The sequence below is a fragment of the Deinococcus frigens DSM 12807 genome (assembly GCF_000701425.1).
GTDB lineage: Bacteria > Deinococcota > Deinococci > Deinococcales > Deinococcaceae > Deinococcus > Deinococcus frigens.
Genome location: NZ_JNIW01000023.1, coordinates 12481 through 31574 on the forward strand (window position 1 = coordinate 12481; position 19094 = coordinate 31574).

Below are 19094 nucleotides of genomic sequence, written 5' to 3' on the forward strand. Positions count from 1 at the left end.
CCCCCCTCCCGCTACACTGTGTCCCGCTACACTGTGCCCCGATGAGCGCCCTGTATCTCGTGCTGACCCTGGCCTTTGCCGGGGCCTTGCTGGCGCTGCTAGCCCGTCCGGTGGCCCGCGCGGGCGTGGTGTGGGGCCTGGCGGCGCTGCTGCCGCTGCTGGCGGCCATGACCGGCGCGCTAGACGTGCAGGCGCGGGCAGCGCGGACGCTGGCGGCGTACCCGCCCCGCCCGGTCACGCTGACCATCTCGGACGGGGTTTTTAAACGGGTGGTGGTGCTGGACTTCATGGACGCCGCCTGCGTGGAGCGCGCCGTGCGCCTGCGCTCAAAGGCGATCCTGACCACGCCCGGCGGCCCGCTGCGGCTGGGCACAGGGAGCCGGCTGGAGGGCACCATGCCCCCCCAGCCGGTGGTGGACGCCCTGACCCTGCGCGGCGAGCTGAATTGCCCGCACCTGAAAGCGGTGCAGGAAAAGACGAAGTAGCCCTCCGCCGTCTCCCCTATGCTGTTCGGTATGGCCCGCAAGACACCCGAACCGAGCTGGTATGCCCCGCCCAAGACTGCCGATCCCTGCGTGCTGTGCGGGCGCGAGGCCCCCAACATGACCGATCACCATCTGCTCCCCAAATCGCAGGGGCGGCGGCAGGGCGTTAAGCCCGGCGACATTCCCACCGTGCGGATGTGCGCGGCCTGCCAGGGGTATCTGCAAAAAACCTTCAGCAACTCGGAGCTGGCAGGCGAGCTGAACACCGTGGAGGCCATGCTGGAACGCGAGGAAATCCAGCGGTTTGTCGCCTGGGTCCGCAAGCAGCCGCTGACCAAGGGCGTGCGGGTCCACTGAACTCTAAAGGGCACGGTCCGCCGGACGCCCCCGAAGCGCAGGCCTCAGCCCGTAGACTGCCGGGGTGAATCCCGTCAAGACGGCCTTCAAACTGGCGCTGCCCGTGCTGGAGCGTGCGGTCCTGGCTGCGGACCGGGCCATCAGCGGCTACGCTCAGCCGCGCCGCTTGCGGGGCAAACTGCTCTTGCAACCTTACGTGGGCTGGGGCACCCCGCACAGCGTGGAGCTGACGGGCCGTGTGCTGCTGCCGCGCACGATGTCGCCGCCCGCCACCGGGGACCGCCGCTGGCGCAACTTCGTGAACATCATGCGCCGCCTGTTTTCGCGTGAGGTGGGCGGGGTCAGGGTGAGCGGTGTGCTGGACGGCATCAGCGTCAGCGCGATCAGCGACGGGGACGGCTATTTCACCCTGACCTTCGCCCCCAGCGCCCCGCTCCCCGGCGGCTGGCACGAGGCCGCGCTGAGCATCGAGGGCAAGGGGGGGCAGACCCGCGCCCGCGTGCAGGTCATCGGTGAGGCCCATTTTGGCGTGATCAGCGATCTGGACGACACCGTGATCCAGTCGGACGTGACCAGTCTGCCGCGCATGCTGGCCACTGCCCTGACCGGCAACGCCCGCACCCGCTCGCCGTTTCCCGGTGTGGGGGCGCTGTACCGCGCCCTGACCCGCGAGGGCGAGGCCCGCAACCCGATCTTTTACGTGTCCAGCAGTCCCTGGAATTTCTTCGATCTGCTGTGGCAGTTTCTGGACTACCGCCGCATTCCGCTGGGGCCGATGTTTCTGCGGAGCTGGGGCGCGGGCCTGCTGGCTGAACACGGCGGCCACAAACACGGCGTCATCGACCGCCTGTTCGAGCGCTTTCCCGATCTGAAGTTCGTGCTGATCGGCGACAGCGGCGAGCAGGACGCCCTGATCTATTCCGAGGTGGTCCGTAAATACGCGGGCCGCGTGCTGGCCGTGTACATCCGCGACCTGACCGGTGCATTCCGCGATGAGGCGGTACTGAAGCTGCGCGGCGAGCTGGCCCGCGCGGGCGTCGATCTGGTCTTGGCCGCCGACAGCCTGAACGCCGCCGGACACGCGATGGCGATGGGCCTGATCACACCGGGCGAGTACCGGGGCGTGCTGGTCAGCGTGACTGGCCCCACCGAGCGCTGAGTCACCCAGCGCCGAGTCACTGAGCGCCGAGTCACTGAGCGCCCAGTCACCGAGCGCCCAGTCAAAAAAGCCCCTCTCCGACTGTCGGAGAGGGGGAGCGCAGTGACGCCCGGTTCAGGCGCTGTCTTCGGCCTTTTGCTGGTGGTACTCGCTGATGTGGTCGTAGACGTGCTGCGGGAAATCCAGATCGCGGTAGACGTTGCCCTCGTTGGGGTCCTGGGTGTCGGGCATGATCGGAAAGTCCTGCTTTGCCTGGTACTCCATGATCTTGGCGCGGCCCGGCGGGCTGTAGTCGCGCTCCTGCACCTGTTGCACCAGTCCGCGCGCGTCTTCCTCGGCAAAATCCTTGTCCTGCGCGAGCTGGGCGGTCAGTTCGTCGTCGCTCAGAAAGTGGCGGGCCACGATGGCGTACACCAGCCGTCCGTAGTGGCCGATGTCCTTGCCGTCGTTCAGCGCCTGCGTCAGGTGGGCCATCATATGGTTGTTCTCCAGATCTTTTACACTCATAATTACCTCGCTGGATTTAGGCTAAGGCGTAAAGGATCGGGAAGCATGACAGCCGACTTAGCGGGTCTTCACGCAAGCGCCGGGGCCGCCAGCCGTTACCCTGGGCGGCGTGACCTCCTTTCCCCCGCCCTCTGAACTGACCCCCGCACAGGCCGAGGTAGTGGAGCGCACCGCCGCCGCCATCCGCCAGCACGCCGCCGAATGCGAGGCGGCGCAGGACGTGACGCCGGGAGCCGCCGCCGCACTGTCGGGCAGTGGCTGCACCCGTCTGGCCGTTCCCGAAGACCGGGGAGGGCTGGGGGCCAACCTGTCCCAGTTTGCGCGGGCGCAACTGGCGCTGGGCGCGGCGGACGCCAGCCTGGCCCTGATCCTAGCGATGCACGGGCAGGTGACGGGCGCGGCGTTTCAGGGACGGACCCTGCCGGAGCCGCTGCTGCAAGCGGTGGCCGAAGCCGGGGAGCGCGGTGAACTCCTGAATGCCCTGGCCAGCGAACCCGAACTGGGCAGCCCCTCGCGCGGCGGTCTGCCGCAGACCCGCGCCGCGCCGGAGGGAACGGGCTTCGAGGGCGGCGGCTGGCGCATCACGGGCCGCAAGACGTGGTCCACCGGGGTGCGGGCGCTGCGCTGGGCGCTGGTGACCGCCGCCACGCCGGAAGGGCAGGTGGGCCGCTACTGGGTGGACCTGCACGGCCCCGGCGTCCGTATTGAGGAAACATGGCAGGGGGCGCTGGCCCTGCGCGGCAGCGGCAGCCATGACGTGGTGTTCAGCGGCGCGCCCTCTGGCCTGCACGCGCCGCCCGCTCCGGGCCAGCCCGCCAGCAGCGCGTGGTTCTGGACCGCCATTGCCGCCAGCTATCTGGGCGTGGGGTTTGCCGCGCTGGACGCCATCAGCGCCTACGCCCGGGTGCGCGTGCCCACCGCCCTGGGCGCGCCAATTGCTACCCTGCCGCGCCTTCAGGAGAACGTGGGCCGGACGGCAGCCACCCTGCACGCCGCGCGGGCGCTGCTGCTGGAATCGGCAGCCCGCTGGGACGCCGATCCCAGCGCCGCCGCTGTGCCCGGCATCGGCGCGGCCAAGGCCCACGCGACGGGGGCGGCGGTGTTCGCCACCGATCTGGCCTCGCGCACGGCGGGCGGCGCGGCCCTGAGCGCCGCCCTGCCACTGGAAAAACTGCTGCGAGACGCCCGCGCGGGCCTGACGCATCCGCCCACCGACGATACCGCGTACACGGCGCTGGGACGGCAATTGCTGGGGGAATGATCGGTGGAGGTCTTTGACCCCTCTTCACCCGTGGCAGAGGGAAGCCGCGCAGGCGGCGAGGTGAGGAGGCCACCGGGCAGGCCGGAGCATCCATTCCCCTCCCCAGGTCTCAGCTCAGCAGCCCTCAGCTCAGCAGCCCTCAGCTCAATCCGAACGCCTCACGCACGTTCAGGGCGAAGACCTGAAAGCTGAGGCTGGGGCTGGCGTACGCCTCCAGCGCGCTTTGCAAGGCGTCCAGGGCGCTGTCGGCGCGGGCGCGTTCGTGGGCGGGGCGAGTGCGCCAGGTAAAGCGCAGCGCCTCCGGGTGCCAGGCGGGATCAAAGCGTTTTTCCAGTCGCTCGGCGGCCTCCAGCGCGCTCAGCATGCCCACCCCCAGCGAGTTGTCCAGTTCGCGGGCGTCCTCCAGCGCGCCGCGTATGCCGTCCAGATCGGCCAGCACGCCCGCGCGTCCGGCGGCGAAGGCGACCAGCTCGGCGTCGGCCTGCTGCCCGGCACGAATCAATGCCGACTCGATGGTGTGATCGGCCAGCGGGGCTACCCCCAGGCGCGAGCTGCGGCTGACGATGGTGGGCAGCACCGAGCGCCGGTCCTCGGCCAGGAATAAAAAGAGCGCGCGGTGCGGGGGTTCCTCGACCAGTTTCAGCAGGGCATTGGCGGCCTCCGGCCCCAGATACTCCGCGCCGTTCACAATCACCACGCGGCGGGCAAAGCTGGGGCGGACCTCCAGAAACTCGTAGATGTGCGTCTCGTATTCGCGCCCCCTGTCGCGCCCCTCCAGCACCGCGCCGATGGGAATCAGCTTGCGCCGCGCCGCCTTGCCGGTGGCGGTGGTGGCGCGCGGCTCGACCAGCAGCACGTCCGGGTGCGCCCCCGCCGCCAGCGCCAGGCATGAGCGGCAGATTCCGCACGCCGCACCGTCCATGCCGCGCGCCCCCTGGCAGTTCTGCGCCGCCGCGATGGCCTGCGCCACCGCCAGCTTGCCCACCCGCGCCGGGCCGGTTAGCAGCAGCGCGTTCCCCGTAAAGGCGTCGGCCTGCTCGATCAGGGGAGCGTGCAGGGTCACGCCGGGGTGCGGGGTGCGGGATGTTGGGTGCGGGACACGCTGGAGACGGAGTGGGGCGGGTCAACTCTCCAGATGCAGGTGGTTGCAAGGCTCTGGCGACGGCCAACGCTCTGATCCACAGCCCATAATCTGCGGCCCACAACCCTCATTTCCCCACCGCCAGCCGCGCCGCCAGCACCTGCGGCAACCCGGCCTCCAGCGACGCCTCCTGGGCACGGGGAACGTCGTAGGCCACGCGGAACACCTCGAAGGAGGAGCGGGCCGTGTCGTAGAGGGCGTAACTGGCCCTGGGATTGCCGTCGCGCGGCTGGCCCACGCTGCCGGGATTCAGGATCACGCGGGTGGTGGGCGGAACCATGTAGCTGCCGCCGTCATGGAACAGTTGGCCCTTGATCCACTCGCCGGTGGGGGCGTTCAGGGTGGCGTACACGGCGGGAACGTGGGTGTGGCCCACGAAGCCCAATCGGCCCTGCCACTGCCCAAAGACCTCGCGCGCCGCCGCCACCGAATCGGTGTAGTCGTCCAGGCTGACCGGGGTGCCGTGGCGGTAGCGCGCGCCCACGTCCGGGTCGTCAATGCCGTCGCGCCAGGTGCGGACCCAGGCGATATCGCGCTCCGAGAGGCGCTCGAGCTGCCAGCGCAGGGCCAGCGACACCACGCTGTCACGGGTGGCCCGCTTGCCGTCCACATATTCCAGCAGCATCTGATCGTGGTTGCCCATGACGCACACAGCGTCCAGCTCGCGCAGGGTGTCCAGCACCTCACGCGGATTGGGACCGTAGCCCAGCGCGTCGCCCAGATGGACCACTCCATCGTAACGGCGTGAGGACACGTCCTTCAGCACCGCCTCAAGTGCGGTGTTGTTGGCGTGGATGTCGGAGAGCAACAGCAACCGCACGTCCCGCATGATAGCGCCTGGGTTTGAGGCGCGTCCCCTGCGGGCCGGTGGGTGAACCCGCTCCAGGAAACTCTTTTAGCAACTCGGGGGTGGAGAGGCGCGGCTCCGCTGGCGGTCCGTCCCAGCCCTGTCCCGGAGAAAAAGAGACCGAACGTCCCTCTGGCCGTGCCTGCTCCAGGTCCAGAAACCGAAGCTCAGTCCTCCTCCCGGTCATCCGGGTCGTCGAAATCGTCCGAGTCATCGTCTTCATCATCGCCGTCGTCGCCCCAGTCCGGCACGTCCTCTTCCACACGGGTGCGGCGCAGGTCGTCGCGGGGGGCGCTCAGGCGCAGGTCACCGCCCGCCTCGCTGCCGCCCTCGCCGCCCAGACCACCATCGCTCAGGCCAGCCTGGGCGCGGGCCAGCACGGCAGGGTCAGCGGGTTCGGCGTCGTAACGCTCGGCCAGGTAGGCGGCCACCCACGCGCCGAAGTACCACAGCGCCAGCGCGGCGGGATAGCCCTGCGCGCCGTCCGGGGCAGGAACGTGGATGATCTCGTCGATGCGCGAGTCCAGAATTTCGCGGGCCAGCAGCAGCGCCGGATCGGTGTCGCCCAGGATCAGGGCCACCTTGGCGTCACCCTGCTCGTGGCGGGCGTCGAAAGCGCCGGCAGTCAGCGGCAACAGGTCGCCCAGCAGCGGCACGGCCAGCGTCTTGCCGGTGCGGGCCAGCAGGTGCTGCCAGGCGTGCGGCAAGGCGTCGGCGTCGGGGGCGGCCATGAGCAGCGGCGTGCGGCCCCATAGGCTCCAGGCCAGATCGCGGGCGGGGTTGCCGTCCTCAATGTTTGGGGCGCAGCGGGCGGCCAGCTCGGCCAGCTCGGCGTCGGCCTGCCGCGCTTCCTCGGCGTGGCCGCTGGCGTAGGCCACCGCCTGCGCGAAGTGGTAGGTGGACAGCGGGCCGCCCGGCACCAGCACGTCCAGGTCGTCGGGGCGGCCCCCGGTGCTAATGCGGCGCGCGGCGGCCCCGGCGACCTCGGCCAGATCGGCGTAATCCGTGGCGGCAGTTCCGGCGTCCGGGCTGCCCAGCACGAACTGGGTGCCGGAGCGGGTTAGGCTGGGCAGCGCCAGCGCCTGCAACAGGTGCGCGGCCAGCGTGCCCTCGCCCACGCCCACGAGGCCGTAGGGAGCCGCCTGGGGGGTCTGCGGTCCGTCGTAACTGCCGGGCAGGCGCGACAGCAAAGGCAGCAGGCCGCCGGACGGGGTACGGGATTCAGAGGTGGAGTCGGTCATGCCCCCAGCGTACAGGCCAGCGTACAGACCAGCGCTCGGGCCTGACCGCCGCACGCCATCAAGGCGGCAAAAAACAGCCTCCACAACGCGCTCTACGGCTTCACGTCCGTTTAACCTTGCATGCTAGACTTTTGCGCGTGTGTTTGCTGGACCCCTGCGCTGAACAACCCCGGGCCGCATCCGCTCAGGCCACCAAATCAGGCCACCAAAAAACCACCCCGCAGGGTGGCGCGCTTCAAAAGATGGTGCACTCGACTGGACTTGAACCAGTGGCCTTTGGCTTCGGAGGCCAACGCTCTATCCACCTGAGCTACGAGTGCATTCAGGGCCTGGGGTACGCTAGCACCAATAATTAAGGAGATCAAGTGAACCGAAAGAAAGTCACCAACGCCCTGCTGATCGTGCTGGCCCTGCTTCTGGTGGTCGGCATGGCTTACCAGTTCACCCCCAATATTGCCGGACTGTTCAACCGCAGTGGGGTGGACGGCACGCCTGCCCTGAAGGTCAACGGTCAGACCATCACTGTGGAGGAACTGGAGCAGGCCCGCCGGGGGAACCCGGTCCTGAGCAGCACCGATACCGGCGTGCTGGGCGACGACTTCAAGACCTATGTGGTTGCCAATCAGGTGCAGCAGGCCCTGGTCAAGGCAGATACCCAGGACATCAAGGTCAGCCGCGCGGACGTGAACGCCGAGGTAGACAAGGTTCGCGAACAGCGCGACCTCAAAGACAACAAGGCTTGGACCGATTTTCTTCAGGGCATTGGGTTAACCGATGCCTCTGCCCGTGAGCAGATTCGCGCCAGTATTGCCATTCAGCGCAAGGCGGACGAGCTGAAAGCGGCCGCCCCCGCCCCCACCGACGCCGAGGCGCAACTGTATTACGACCTGAACCCTGAAGCCTTCCAGAGCGACGCCCGCATTCAGGGCCGTCAGATCGTGGTGACCGACGAGGCTAAGGCCAGGGCGCTGCTGGCCCAGGCCAGGGGCGGCGCGGACTTCGCAGCCCTGGCCTCCGCGAACAGCACCGAGAACAAGGACCGGGGCGGCGCGCTCGGCCCCATCGAGGACGGCTCGTCCCGCCCGGTGGCGCAGGTGGCCCTGCCCGCCGAGGTGGGCGCGGCGGCCTTTGCGCTCACGGGCGGCGGCCTGACCGACGTCATCGCCAGCGGCGGCAAGTTCTACATCGTCAAGGTAGAAAAGTTTCTGACCCCCGCTCCCAAACCCTTTGAGGAAGCCAGAACCGACATCACGGCGGCCCTGAAGACCCAGAAGGAAAACGCGGCCATCGAACAGTGGCTGAGCGGGCTGGAAAAGGACGCCAAGATCGAATACACCGATCTCAACTGGAAGACCGAGAACCCCACCGTCGCCACCGTCGCGGGCAAGGACATTCCGTATTCAGAAGTGGTGGGAGCGGTGGTCAGCAACCAGCAGTTCGGCTCACTGCTTCAGCAGGTGCCGCCCGAGCAGGCAGGCGGTCTGGTCAACGGCATCCTCAAGCCGCAGGTGATGCAGGGCCTGATCCAGACCTACGCCGCGCCCGCGCTGGCCGAGAAGCTGGGGCTGGCCCTGACCGGCACCCGCCAGGACATCGCGCAGGGCCTGGCTGCCTACGGCGCGCGCGACGTGAAGGTCACCGACGCCGACCTGCAAGCCTTTTATGATCAGAACAAACAGCAGTTCGAGACCCCCGCCAGCGCCACCGTCAGCGAGGCCAGCTTCCGTGACCGCACCCAGGCGCTGGCCTTCCGCGCCGACTGGAAGGGCGAGGCCTTCACGGCGGCGGCGGGCAAGGCCGGGGCCACCGTCAGCGAGCGCGGCCCCGTGACGGCGGGCGACAGCAAACTGAGCGAGGAACTGAACGCCGCCGTCTTCAGCGCCAAGACCCTCAAGGACGCGGGCGAGGGCAGCCTGAGCGACGTGATCAAGGTGGGCGAGCGCTACTCGGTGCTGTACGCCGCCGATCTGAAGCAGGCCGTGACCCAGCCACTGAGCGCGGTCAAGGCCCAGATCGAGCCGCAGGTGCTGGCGACCAAGAAGGGCGAGGCCGGACAGGCCTTTGTGACCAGGGAAGTCGCCACCCTGAAGCCCACCGACAACCTGGAAAAGGTGCTGGCCGCCCAGGCCAAGCGCGTGGCCGCCGCCGAACCCAAGCCGACGACGCCCGCCGCGCCGGACAGCGCCGCGCCCGGCACGCCGGATTCTGCCGCTCCTGCCGAGGCCGCGCCTGCGGATACTGCTCCCACCGAGACGACGCCTGCCCCCACGGATACCGTCCCCACGGACAGCACCACGCCTCCAGCCACCGACACGACGCCCGCGACTCCAGCCAGTCCCTGAACTCTCGCTTTCTCCGAACAGGCAATCCCATTCAAGGGGTTGCCTGTTTTCTCGTGCCTTCTTTCCGGAGATGTCTCACGCTGTTCTGGGCCTTCCCCCCACCGCCGCAGAGCAGCCGCCCCCAGCCCGCTAGAATGCCCCGGTTATGTCGCGTGTTTTTTCAGGAATCCAGCCCACGGGTCAGCCCCATATCGGCAACTATTTCGGGGCCATGCGCAATTATGTGGCGCTGGGCGAGCAGTACGGCAAAGACAGCATCTACTGCGTGGTGGACCTGCACGCGCTGACCAATCCGGCGGCCTCCGACCCCAGACTGCTGGCCAGACGGACCTTTGAAATGGCGCTGGCGAACTTCGCGGTGGGCCTGGACCCCAGCAAGGTGGTGTTCTTCGCGCAGTCCCACGTGCCCGAGCATCAGGAATTGAGCTGGATCTTCACCAACCTGACTCCGGTGGGCGAGCTGGAACGCATGACCCAGTACAAGGACAAGGCGGGGGCGCTGGAAAGCGTTCCGGCGGGCCTGCTGATGTACCCGGTTTTAATGGCCGCCGACATCCTGCTGTACAAGGCCGATACCGTGCCAGTCGGCGAGGACCAGACCCAGCACATCGAGCTGACCCGCGAGATTGCTCGGCGCTTCAACCACAGCTTCGGCGAGACTTTTCCCGAACCCAGGGCGGTCTACAACAAGGACGCCCTGCGGATTCCCGGCGTGGACGGCCATGGCAAGATGAGCAAGAGCAGGGGTGAGAACAGCACCCTGGGTCTACTGGAACCCCTGGACGCCATGTGGCAGAAGCTGCGCGCCGCGCCCACCGACCCGGCCCGCGTGCGCCGCAGCGACCCCGGCAACCCCGACGTCTGCCTGATCTTCGATTACCACAAGCTGTTTTCTGATCTGCCCACGATTGAGATGGTGGACATGGAATGCCGCCGCGCTGGGATCGGCTGCGTGGACTGCAAGAAAAAGCTGATGGAAGGCGTGACCGCTGGCCTGTCCCCCGTTCAGGAGCGGGCGGTGGAGTTGAGCCAGCACCCGGACGATATCCGCGACGCGCTGGCGCAGGGGGCGAAGGAGGCCCGCGCCATTGCCGCGCCCGTGATGGCAGAGGTGCGCGAGAAGGTGGGTTTTCTGAAACTGTGAGGCCAGAGTCTTGACGGTCTCTATCGCCACTTCTTCTGGCGGCTTCGTGGTGGAGCTGCCCGCGTTCAGCGGCACGCTGGCCGAACTCGCTTCCGCTTTAAGGACCGGGCGGATTCAGCCGCCCGAGGTGGGCCTGCTGACGCTGACGCGCGGCGTGCTGGCCTGGGTGCAGGAGTTGACGGGCGGCAGCTTTGCCCAGGCGCACCCGGACCTGCTGCCTACCCTGGCCACCGTGATCGCCCTGAAAGCCCGGTTGCTGCTGCCCCAGCCGGAGCCGGAAGCGTGGCACGAGGACGCCCCCGACGAGGCCCTTGAGGACCTGCTGGAAGGCGTGGAGGCGCTGGCCGAACTGGACACGCTGGTGGGCTTCTTGATGGCCCGCCGCCGCGAACGCGAGGGCCTGATCCCGGCGCGGCCCGTCACGCTAGACCTGCCGCGCCGCGAGCGCCCGCGCAATCCGGCGAGCAGTCTGGCAAAACTGGTGCGCGCCGCGCGGAACGCCGTGCGGCAGGTGGACACGCCGCTGCTGTCGCGCGACCGCCTGACCCTGGCCGACGCGCTGCGCGCCCTGCGGGCCTTCGGCAGCCGCCTGCGCCACTTCACCTTCCGGGGTCTGCCCGCGCAGGACTGGAACGAGCGGGCGACCTATTTCGCCGCCCTGCTGGAGGGCGTTAAGGAGGGAGAATTCACCGTGGAACAGGCCGAGGCGTACGGGGATATTTCGGTGCAGTCACATCTGGTGGAGGGCTGAACGCTGAACAAGGTGCCTGGCCTGTGCCCTCGCCGTCCGTGGGCGACTGGTCCAGCCGTGGAGCCGAGGGCCGGGGCGAGGGGCAGTTCAGCAATGAACCCGCCCAGTAAAATCCACCCTCACCCTCAGATTGCCGTCGTCTCGCCCGGCTCCAGAATCCGCACGTCCACGCCCTGCGCCTCGCCGTCGCGCTTGAAGACCTGGGGATCGCCGGTCAGCGGGGGAAAGGTGCCGAAGTGCATGGGAATGGCAACCCTGGGGCGCAGCAGTTCCAGCGTGCGGGCGGCCTCCTGCGGCCCCATCGTGAAATGATCGCCTACCGGCAGGATCGCGGCGTCCAGACCCCGGTCCCCGATCAGACGCATATCGGAAAACAGGCAGGTGTCCCCGGCGAAATAGACCCGCTGGCCCCCCAGCTCGATCACCAGACCCGTGGGCATGCCGCCGTAGGTGCCGTCGGGAAACGAGCTGCTGTGCCAGGCGGGGGTCAGGGTCAGCGTTCCCCACTCCGGCGCATAGGTGCCGCCGATGTTCAGGGCCACCGCGTTGGCCGCGCCGTGTTTCTGGGCGTAGCCCCCGATCTCGGCGGTGGCGATGATGGGGGTGCCCGCCTTCCCAAAGGCCAGCGCGTCGCCCCAGTGATCGCCGTGCGCGTGGCTGACCAGCACGGCGCTGAGTTTCCAGGTCAGGGCCTCCTCCAGCGTGACTGGAGACCTGGGATTACCGGTGATAAAGGGATCGATCAGCAGGCGGTGCTCGCCGCTCTGGAGCAAAAAGGTGCTGTGGCCGAGGAAACGGATGTTCATGGGTGGTCCTCCAGGAAAGGCTTCAGAGACAGCGAAACGCGGACAGACCGTATAGTAAGCGCGCAACCCGTATGCCCTGCCGCCCTCCTGCCCGCCGCATTTTTTCAAGGAGTCCTCCGTTCCTCTGATGACCACCCCGTTCGGTCAGATTGGTGTCCAGGATGTGCTGGACATCGTCGTGGTCGCGTTCCTGGTGTATCAGGCGTACCTGCTGGTGGCCGGGACGCGGGCGGTCAACGTGGTGCGCGGGATTCTGGTCTTCGCGGGGGTGTGGGTGGCGGCGCAACTGCTGGGGCTGACCACCCTCAGCTACCTGCTGGGCCGCGCCGGGACGGTGGGCATCTTCGCGCTGCTGGTGCTGTTTCAGCCGGAACTGCGGGCCGCACTGGAACGGGTGGGCCGCCCGCGTGGCAGGGATGCCAGCGTCAGCGGGGCCGCCTTGCAGGACCTGGCCCGCGCGATGGAACGGCTGGCCGAACGCAAGACCGGCGCATTGATCGCCATCGAGCGCCGCACGCCGCTGGGCGAATATGCCGAGACCGGCGTGAACATCGACGCGCTGGTCAGCGTGCCGTTTCTGGAGGCGCTGTTCGCCCGCAACGCCCCGCTGCACGACGGCGGTATCATCCTCCAGGGGGCGCGCGTGATCGCGGCGGGCTGCCTGTTTCCGCTGCAACCCGCCGACGGCACCTACCGCCGCTACGGCACCCGCCACCGCGCCGCGATCGGCCTGTCGGAGCTGACCGACGCGGTGGTGCTGGTGGTCAGCGAGGAACGCGGCAGCATGCGGATCGCCCTGGCGGGACGCCTGGGGCCGGACCTGAACGGCACCGAGCTGCGCGAGCAGCTGCGCGAACTGGTCTATGACTATCCCGCTGGCCATCCCAGCACGCCGGGCAGGGCCGCCCCACCGGAGGTTCCAGACGAGGCCGAGACTGAAGAGGTCAGGCCCGAAAGCAGGCCCCGTTCCGAGTTGCGTTCTGAGCTGCGCCCCGAGGGCCGCCCCGAGATACGCCCCGAGATACGCAAGGAGCGGACGTGAGCGCGGGCGATTCCGGCTCGCCCTTGCAGGAGCCGCCCGCGTGGCGGCGCTGGCTGGAGCCGCGCTACGTCTGGGGGCGCAGCACGCACAACCTGGGACCAAAACTGCTGGCGGTGGCGGTGGCCGTGACGCTGTGGTTCGTGGCCACCGCCGAGCGCCGGGCCAATGTGGAGCAGGGCTACGACGTGCCGGTCACCGTGCGCGACACCACCGGCGGGCGCGGCGAGGGCACCCGCGCCACCAGTGACCTGAACCCGGCCACGGTGCGCGTGACCCTGTCCGGGCGGCCCGAACGCCTGCGCGAACTGCGCGCCGGAAACATTGAGGCCATCGTGGACGTGACCGGCGCGCCCGAGGGCAGCTTCACCCGGCCCGTCACTGTGGCCGCGCCGAACGGCACCACGGTCAGCCGCAAGTCGCCGGACACCGTGCAGGGCTTCGTGGACACCCAGTTGACCCGCACGCTGCCGGTGATCCTCAGCGTGGTCACGCCGCCGGAGGCCAGCCTGCCGCGCTACACGGTCACGCCCGCAGAGGCCCGCGTGGCCGGCCCCGGACGGGTGATCGTCAGGGTGTCGAAACTGGTGACCAGCCCCGAAAGTCTGGGGGCCGCCTCTGAGCGGGAGGTGCCGCTGATCGCGCTGGACGAGGACGGCAAACCCATCGACGGCGTGGTGTCCAACCCGGCCACGGTCACGGTGCGCCGCCTGGACACCGGGGAACTGCCGATCAAGACCCTGCCCGTGACCCTGAACGCTCCCCCCGCCAACCTGAGGGTCACGGCCCGCAGCATCCAGCCCAGCACGGTCCGGGTGGTGGCCGCCCCCGATCTGCTGGCCCGCCTGCGCGAGATCAGCGGCACGGTGGACTACCGCTCCGGCAGCTACAGCGCTCCGGTGCGGCTGGACCTTCCGGCAGGCGCGCAGGCGCTGGAAAATGTCACGGTCAGCCTGAGTGTGGAGACCGAGTTTCCGGTCAACACGCCCTGAGCCGACCGGGTTCCGAGCACTTTTGGGGCACGGTGCATTGCCAAAATGCTCCAACCACAGAACTTCCGGCAGCGAAAACGATTTTGTGAGCTGAGGATGAGTCTGGAACTGATTCCAACTGTTGCCCAGATCAACTCAGTGTCAGCGGGGGGGCGTATAGTGAACCAATGATGTGGAGGAATGGCCACATGGCCCGGTGATCGTCCAGTGATTGCTCACGTACCGACGCTGCACAGCCAGACCCGCGCCTGGACTGGCTGGGAGGAGCGTGTGCGGCTGATGGTCCGGCCCCGGCGTTTCGAGCATGTGGTGCGGGTGGCTGAACTGGCCGCGCAGATCGCGGCGGCCAACCGGCTGGACGTGGCGCGCGCCTACGCGGCGGGCATCCTGCACGACATCGCCCGTGACCTGCCGGACCCCGAGCTGCTGCGCCTCGCGCCGCCGGAATGCGAGATCGACGGGCTGCACCCGCTGGCGCTGCATGGCCGCGCCGGGCGCACGCTGCTGGAGCGCTGGGGCTACGCCGATTCGGTGGTACTGGAAGCTGTCGAGGACCACACCACCGGCCCGCGCGGCGGCAATTGCGTCGCCAAGTGCGTGTACATCGCCGACGTGTCCGAACCCGGACGGGGGGTCAATGCCGATATCCGTGAACTGGCCCTGCAAGACCTGAACGCGGCGCTGGAACAGGCCATTCTTTCCAAGGTCACTTACCTCCAGGGCAAGGGCATCACGGTGCACCCGCGCACGCTGCGCTCCTATCACGCGCTGCCGTGCTGCGCCCAGATCACGGCCAATCCGGTGCCGCAGCCCGTGTCCACCCCTGCCTTTCAGTGAACGTTCCCTCTGACTCCACTGCGCCTCACCGCACGCTGGCCCGGCTGCGCGCCCTGCAAGCTTTCGGCCTGAGTCTGGCCGCGCTGACGCTGGGCGGCCTGGCGCTGCTCCAGGGCGCGGGCAGCGCCTCCAGAGTGGCGCTGAGTGCCGGAGCCGCGCCGCAGTTCACGGTGCTGCTGGCCGGGCGCGACATCGTGTACTGCTATTACCATCAGCCCTGCAAGGACCAGGACAACCCGGTGGGCGCGCTGGAGCCGCCCAACACCGACACCCTGATGCTGGTCAAGGTGGACGGCTCGCGCGTGCGGGTGCTGAATATTCCGCGCGACACCAATGTGGGCCCCTTTGATCCCCAGGAGCGCCCCAGCGTCCAGAAGGTCAACAGCCGCTATGGTTCGGGCGGCCCGGAAGCCCTGACCCGCGCGGTGGAAACGGTGGTGGGCGAGCGGGTGGATTCCTACGTTGTCCTGCGTACCGACTACGCCGAGCGGGTGATTGACGCGCTGGGCGGCCTGGACGTGACCGTGCCGGAGGGCGGCGTCGAATGGGTGGACAACGCCGCCGGGGTCAACCTCAAGCTGGACGCCGGGCCACACCATCTGGACGGCAAGGCGGCGGTGCTGTACCTGCGCGTGCGCAAGGGCTTCGGGGACGATTACGGGCGCATTGACCACCAGAAGCAGGCGCTGGCGCAACTGGCGGCCAAACTGCGCAGCCCGCGTGGACTGGCGGCGCTGCCCACCATCCTGGGCGGCGTCGGCAACGGGGTGGAAACCAACGCCGATCCCGAGCTGCTCACGGCGCTCAGGCCGTATCTGTCCAATCTCAAGCTCAGTTTCGCCACGCTGCCCACCGACACCATTCGCGGCAGCTTCAACCTGGCGGTCAACCGCGAGGGGCTTGAGAAACTGTGGGGGGACCAGCCCGTGCCCGCCTCACCCACCCCCAACGTGAAGGTCAGCGTGGTGGACGCCAGCGGCGCGGCGCTGGGCGGGGCCGTGGAGCGCGCCCTGAAGACCCTGGGTTACGCCCGGGTGGGGGTCCGCGTGGCCCCCGAGAGCCGCGAGGCCAGTCAGGTCTTTACCGATCAGGACGTCGCCGACGCAAACGCGCTGGCCGATCTGCTGGGCCTGCCGCGCCTCCAGGGTGAGCGTTTCCCAGTCGAGGCGGGCGAGGTGGGTATTCTGTTGGGTGTGGACGCCCGCGCACACCTCGCGGCCCTTTTCCCCTATGCCCAGTTGACGGCACCGCCCCGCGCGACGCCAGGTGCTACCCCCCCACGGAGACCCCATGACCCTGAACACTGAACAGACCGCCAGAAAGCCCTCCCCCCGCGAAATGGACCAGCGCCAACTGCGGGCCATTGTGGACGCCGCCCGCGAACGCCGCGCCGAGGACGTGCGCGTGCTGGACCTGTCGGACGTGAGCAGCACGCTGGAATACTTCGTGATCTGCACCGCCACCGCCGGGTTGCAGCTCAACGCCGTGCAGGAAAACATCCGCATTAAGGCGATGGAGGCCGGACTGCCGCGCCCCAGCGTCGAGGGTCCCAGCGAGCGCTGGCTGCTGCTGTCGTTCAGCGGCAGCGTCATCGTGCATATCATGACCAAGGAAGCCCGCGAGTATTATGACCTTGAAGGGCTGTGGAGCGACGCCCGCGCGCTGGAATTCCCGGAGGAGTAACGTTCAGTTCGGACGCGGCAGACAGGGGCGGGCCGGGTGGCCTGCCTCTTTTGTTGGGATTGGCATGGAGGGGACGCCGGACGGCCTGCTGACGGTGGTGATCTGCCCGGCGGCCCCCCACCCCGCCACCCTTGCGCCGGGAGAGGGAGCAGGCAGGGCATCCTGCTAAAATCGAGTTGCCCCGCCGACAATCAGCCCGCTTCCAGCGCCTCCCGCAGGCCCTCGGGCAACTCCTGGGTGACCCTTTCCAGGGTGCGTCCGGCGGCAGCCCGCACCATCTTCTCGAAGGCCGCGCCGCCCCAGCCCTGGGCGTCGGGGGTGGCGAGGTGGGCGCGGAACAGGAAATTAAAGGTCACCTCCACCGCCGTTTCGCCGCCCCTGGCCGCCTGCGCGCCCTCCAGGACCTGGGCCTGGCCAGTGACCTCCACCCAGGCGCGTTCGCCCTCAATCGGCTGCGGCGTCAGCGTCGCGCCGTCGGGGGTGGGGGCCAGCACGCACAGGAAGGGCAGATCGGCCTCGCCCAGCACGGGCAGCGGCACCAGCAGCTCGCCGCGCAGCTCATCCCCATGGACATGCAGCCCGCGCAGGAAATGCAGGCGCGACAGCGCGCGGGCCGGGTCGCGCACAAAGGCCAGCGCCTCCGCCGCAGAGCCGGGAGCGGGCAGGGTGAAGTGCCGCCCGGCCTCGATGATCACGCCCCTCCCCGTCCGGGCCGCCCGCTCAGTCCACCCACTCGATCACCACGTGCCCGCCCTCCATCGCCAGGAGCAGATCGGCGTCGCTGGCGCTGCGCAGGCGGGGCAGGTGGGCAAAACGCGGCGTGGCCGAGGCGTAACCCAGGCGCACGATCACGTCGTCGCTGACCTCATCCTTGCCGATGCGCCAGACCAGTTGGCCGCCCAGGGCCTCCAGTTCCTGCGGCAGCACGCTGCGGATCAGCTCGGCCTCCGGCGCGGCACCAGCAGTTGCGGCGCTGGGGTCCGGCGGCAACGGTTCGCTCATGGGGCCATTGTACCCGGCGGGCTGCGCGGAGTAGAACGGAGGGCGAGATGACTGCCGAACCCCCCGCCCCCGCCGTGTCCTGGCGCGAACTGGAAACCCGTGTGGGCCTGGACGCCCTGCCCGCCTTTCACCGCGCCTTCTTGAGCTGGCGCGGCGTGGAGGGTGCAGCCGGGATGCCCCTGCGCCGCGTCTCCCAGCGTGTGGACGCCGAGCTGAACCGTCTGGTGCAGGTCAGTCAGGCACACAAGCAGGAGGGCGACTGGCTGCTAGAGACCGGGGCGCTGGACGGCTTCGCGGAGTACGAGGCGTTGATGGACGCGGGAACTTGATCCGGGACCAGCCTCTCCCCCGCCCTGACGCCGTGAGACATTCACGCGGGGGCTTGGCGTGAGCCTGCGGATTCTGGGGGGCAGCGCTCGGGGCCGCAGCCTGAAGGTGCCGGACAGCGCCCGGCCCAGCGGCGCACGCCTCCGCAAGAGCCTGTTTGACCTGCTGGCGGCCCGCGCGCCCACGGGAAGCTTCGTGGACCTGCACGGCGGCAGCGGCGCAATCGGGCTGGAGGCGGCCAGCCGGGGCTACGCGGTCACGCTGATCGAGCAGGACGCCCGCGCGGTCAAGGCGCTGGAAACCAACGCCCGCGCGCTGGAATTGCGCGTGCGGATCATTCGCGGCGAGTCGCAAAAACTGCTCCCCCGGCTGGGCAGTTTCGATCTGGTGTTCAGTGATCCGCCGTATCAGGCCGACATTCCCGCCCTGACCGCGCAACTGCTGGGCAGCGGGGTGGTGGCGGCGGGCGGGTGTCTGATCTGCCAGCACCCGGACCGCCTGGAACTCCCCGAGCATCCCGGCTACCTGCGCGAGGTGCGCGAGTACGGCAGCAACAGCCTGACCCTCTACCGCAGGGAAGCGGGGACAGATACAGTGAAAGGCGCATGAAAGCCGTCTTCCCCGGATCGTTTGACCCCATCACCAGCGGCCACATGGACGTGCTGACCCGCGCCAGCCGCATCTTCGACACGGTCACCGTGACGGTGATGCACAACGCCCGCAAGCAGGGGCGGCACCTGTTCACGCTGGACGAACGGCTGGAGATTCTGCGAACGGCCACCGGGCATCTGGACAATGTGGGAGTGGATTCCTTTGGCGGGCTGCTGGTGGATTACATGGCGCAGGAGCAAAAAGGCATCATCCTGCGCGGCCTACGGGCGGTCAGCGACTACGAGTACGAGCTTCAGATCGCGCACCTGAACCGCCAGATCGGCGAGGTGGAAACCGTGTTCATCATGGCCGCCACCCGCTGGAGTTTCGTGTCCAGCAGCATGATCCGCGAGATCGCCAGCTACGGCGGCGACATCCGCGAGATGGTCCCGCGCGCCAGCGCCGACGCTTTAAGGCTGAAATACGCGGACGTGTATGGCGAGCGGGAGCGGCTGCATGCGCCAGTTACGGATTGAGGCGAGATAAAGCGGCGCGCCAGCCCTGACTTCGGCTGGCGCATCG

At 68.7% G+C, this 19094-nt stretch carries 22 protein-coding genes and 1 tRNA gene; 15 read left to right on the forward strand and 8 right to left on the reverse strand.

The genetic code is table 11. The features are described 5' to 3' along the window. The first annotated feature begins 41 nt into the window (after window positions 1–41). The 3 genes from Q322_RS0109770 to Q322_RS0109780 all read left to right on the forward strand — a co-directional run bounded on the left by Q322_RS0109770 (window position 42) and on the right by Q322_RS0109780 (window position 2001). Window positions 42–485 (forward strand): hypothetical protein, encoded by a 444-nt coding sequence (locus Q322_RS0109770; protein WP_029477727.1) that lies wholly within the window; start codon window positions 42–44, stop codon window positions 483–485. A 30-nt stretch (window positions 486–515) separates the two neighbouring features. Next, the gene (locus tag Q322_RS0109775; RefSeq protein WP_029477728.1) at window positions 516–842 is read left to right on the forward strand and encodes a hypothetical protein; all 327 of its coding nucleotides are present in this window, start codon (window positions 516–518) and stop codon (window positions 840–842) included. Window positions 843–906: 64 nt separating this feature from the next. Next, window positions 907–2001, forward strand: a complete 1095-nt coding sequence (locus tag Q322_RS0109780) for an App1 family protein phosphatidate phosphatase (protein WP_029477729.1) — start codon at window positions 907–909, stop codon at window positions 1999–2001. Between the two features lie 114 nt (window positions 2002–2115). Here the strand turns inward: Q322_RS0109780 and Q322_RS0109785 are convergent, their stop codons facing one another. After that, a complete protein-coding gene (locus Q322_RS0109785; protein ID WP_211248887.1) occupies window positions 2116–2478 on the reverse strand; it encodes a hypothetical protein in 363 nt (120 codons plus the stop codon). A 139-nt stretch (window positions 2479–2617) separates the two neighbouring features. Between Q322_RS0109785 and Q322_RS0109790 the strand changes: the two genes are divergently transcribed. Continuing rightward, window positions 2618–3769 (forward strand): acyl-CoA dehydrogenase family protein, encoded by a 1152-nt coding sequence (locus Q322_RS0109790; protein WP_029477732.1) that lies wholly within the window; start codon window positions 2618–2620, stop codon window positions 3767–3769. Window positions 3770–3908: 139 nt separating this feature from the next. On the opposite strand, the gene Q322_RS0109795 is transcribed toward Q322_RS0109790, so the two are convergent. From Q322_RS0109795 to Q322_RS0109810, 4 genes are all read right to left on the reverse strand, one after another. Next, a complete protein-coding gene (locus tag Q322_RS0109795; RefSeq protein WP_029477733.1) occupies window positions 3909–4832 on the reverse strand; it encodes a DNA polymerase III in 924 nt (307 codons plus the stop codon). A gap of 145 nt (window positions 4833–4977) precedes the next feature. Next, window positions 4978–5739 (reverse strand): metallophosphoesterase family protein, encoded by a 762-nt coding sequence (locus Q322_RS0109800; protein WP_029477734.1) that lies wholly within the window; start codon window positions 5737–5739, stop codon window positions 4978–4980. A 185-nt stretch (window positions 5740–5924) separates the two neighbouring features. After that, window positions 5925–6998: an SIS domain-containing protein gene (locus tag Q322_RS0109805; protein ID WP_029477735.1), complete on the reverse strand. Its 1074-nt coding sequence runs from the start codon at window positions 6996–6998 to the stop codon at window positions 5925–5927. Window positions 6999–7241: 243 nt separating this feature from the next. Continuing rightward, window positions 7242–7318: transfer RNA gene (locus Q322_RS0109810), tRNA-Arg, on the reverse strand. Between the two features lie 45 nt (window positions 7319–7363). Here Q322_RS0109810 and Q322_RS0109815 point away from each other — a divergent pair. The 3 genes from Q322_RS0109815 (at window position 7364) to Q322_RS0109825 (ending at window position 11235) form a co-directional block, all read left to right on the forward strand. After that, on the forward strand, window positions 7364–9340 hold the full coding sequence (locus Q322_RS0109815) for a peptidylprolyl isomerase (RefSeq protein ID WP_051668408.1): 1977 nt from the start codon (window positions 7364–7366) through the stop codon (window positions 9338–9340). Window positions 9341–9485: 145 nt separating this feature from the next. Beyond that, complete coding sequence (trpS, locus tag Q322_RS0109820) at window positions 9486–10484, forward strand: tryptophan--tRNA ligase (protein WP_029477737.1); 999 nt, start codon at window positions 9486–9488, stop codon at window positions 10482–10484. Between the two features lie 10 nt (window positions 10485–10494). Beyond that, window positions 10495–11235, forward strand: coding sequence for a segregation and condensation protein A (locus Q322_RS0109825; protein WP_029477738.1), 741 nt, complete (start codon window positions 10495–10497; stop codon window positions 11233–11235). Window positions 11236–11360: 125 nt separating this feature from the next. On the opposite strand, the gene Q322_RS0109830 is transcribed toward Q322_RS0109825, so the two are convergent. Next, window positions 11361–12041, reverse strand: a complete 681-nt coding sequence (locus tag Q322_RS0109830; protein WP_029477739.1) for a metal-dependent hydrolase — start codon at window positions 12039–12041, stop codon at window positions 11361–11363. 127 nt (window positions 12042–12168) lie between these two features. Between Q322_RS0109830 and cdaA the strand changes: the two genes are divergently transcribed. From cdaA to rsfS, 5 genes are all read left to right on the forward strand, one after another. Beyond that, on the forward strand, window positions 12169–13083 hold the full coding sequence (gene cdaA / locus Q322_RS0109835) for a diadenylate cyclase CdaA (RefSeq protein WP_084147914.1): 915 nt from the start codon (window positions 12169–12171) through the stop codon (window positions 13081–13083). Continuing rightward, window positions 13080–14072 (forward strand): CdaR family protein, encoded by a 993-nt coding sequence (locus Q322_RS0109840; RefSeq protein WP_051668409.1) that lies wholly within the window; start codon window positions 13080–13082, stop codon window positions 14070–14072. The genes cdaA and Q322_RS0109840 overlap by 4 nt, the downstream gene beginning before the upstream one ends. Window positions 14073–14351: 279 nt before the next feature. Then, a complete protein-coding gene (gene yqeK, locus Q322_RS0109845) occupies window positions 14352–14909 on the forward strand; it encodes a bis(5'-nucleosyl)-tetraphosphatase (symmetrical) YqeK (RefSeq protein ID WP_084147918.1) in 558 nt (185 codons plus the stop codon). Beyond that, window positions 14906–16216, forward strand: a complete 1311-nt coding sequence (locus Q322_RS20850) for an LCP family protein (RefSeq protein WP_084147915.1) — start codon at window positions 14906–14908, stop codon at window positions 16214–16216. The genes yqeK and Q322_RS20850 overlap by 4 nt, the downstream gene beginning before the upstream one ends. Beyond that, window positions 16200–16592, forward strand: coding sequence for a ribosome silencing factor (gene rsfS, locus Q322_RS0109855; protein ID WP_051668411.1), 393 nt, complete (start codon window positions 16200–16202; stop codon window positions 16590–16592). Before Q322_RS20850 ends, rsfS begins: the two co-directional genes overlap by 17 nt. Window positions 16593–16783: 191 nt before the next feature. Here the strand turns inward: rsfS and Q322_RS0109860 are convergent, their stop codons facing one another. Both Q322_RS0109860 and Q322_RS0109865 read right to left on the reverse strand, forming a co-directional pair. Next, complete coding sequence (locus Q322_RS0109860; RefSeq protein WP_029477746.1) at window positions 16784–17287, reverse strand: DUF3809 domain-containing protein; 504 nt, start codon at window positions 17285–17287, stop codon at window positions 16784–16786. Window positions 17288–17312: 25 nt separating this feature from the next. After that, window positions 17313–17594: a DUF3248 domain-containing protein gene (locus Q322_RS0109865; RefSeq protein ID WP_029477747.1), complete on the reverse strand. Its 282-nt coding sequence runs from the start codon at window positions 17592–17594 to the stop codon at window positions 17313–17315. Window positions 17595–17641: 47 nt separating this feature from the next. Between Q322_RS0109865 and Q322_RS0109870 the strand changes: the two genes are divergently transcribed. From Q322_RS0109870 to coaD, 3 genes are read left to right on the forward strand one after another with little or no spacing between them, the layout of a single operon-like run. Next, window positions 17642–17923 carry a hypothetical protein gene (locus Q322_RS0109870; RefSeq protein WP_029477748.1) on the forward strand — a complete coding sequence of 94 codons (282 nt, stop codon included), beginning with the start codon at window positions 17642–17644 and terminating at the stop codon, window positions 17921–17923. Between the two features lie 58 nt (window positions 17924–17981). Further along, window positions 17982–18530: an RsmD family RNA methyltransferase gene (locus Q322_RS0109875; RefSeq protein WP_029477749.1), complete on the forward strand. Its 549-nt coding sequence runs from the start codon at window positions 17982–17984 to the stop codon at window positions 18528–18530. Beyond that, window positions 18527–19048: a pantetheine-phosphate adenylyltransferase gene (gene coaD, locus Q322_RS0109880; protein WP_029477750.1), complete on the forward strand. Its 522-nt coding sequence runs from the start codon at window positions 18527–18529 to the stop codon at window positions 19046–19048. Before Q322_RS0109875 ends, coaD begins: the two co-directional genes overlap by 4 nt. The last annotated feature ends 46 nt before the right edge of the window (window positions 19049–19094 follow it).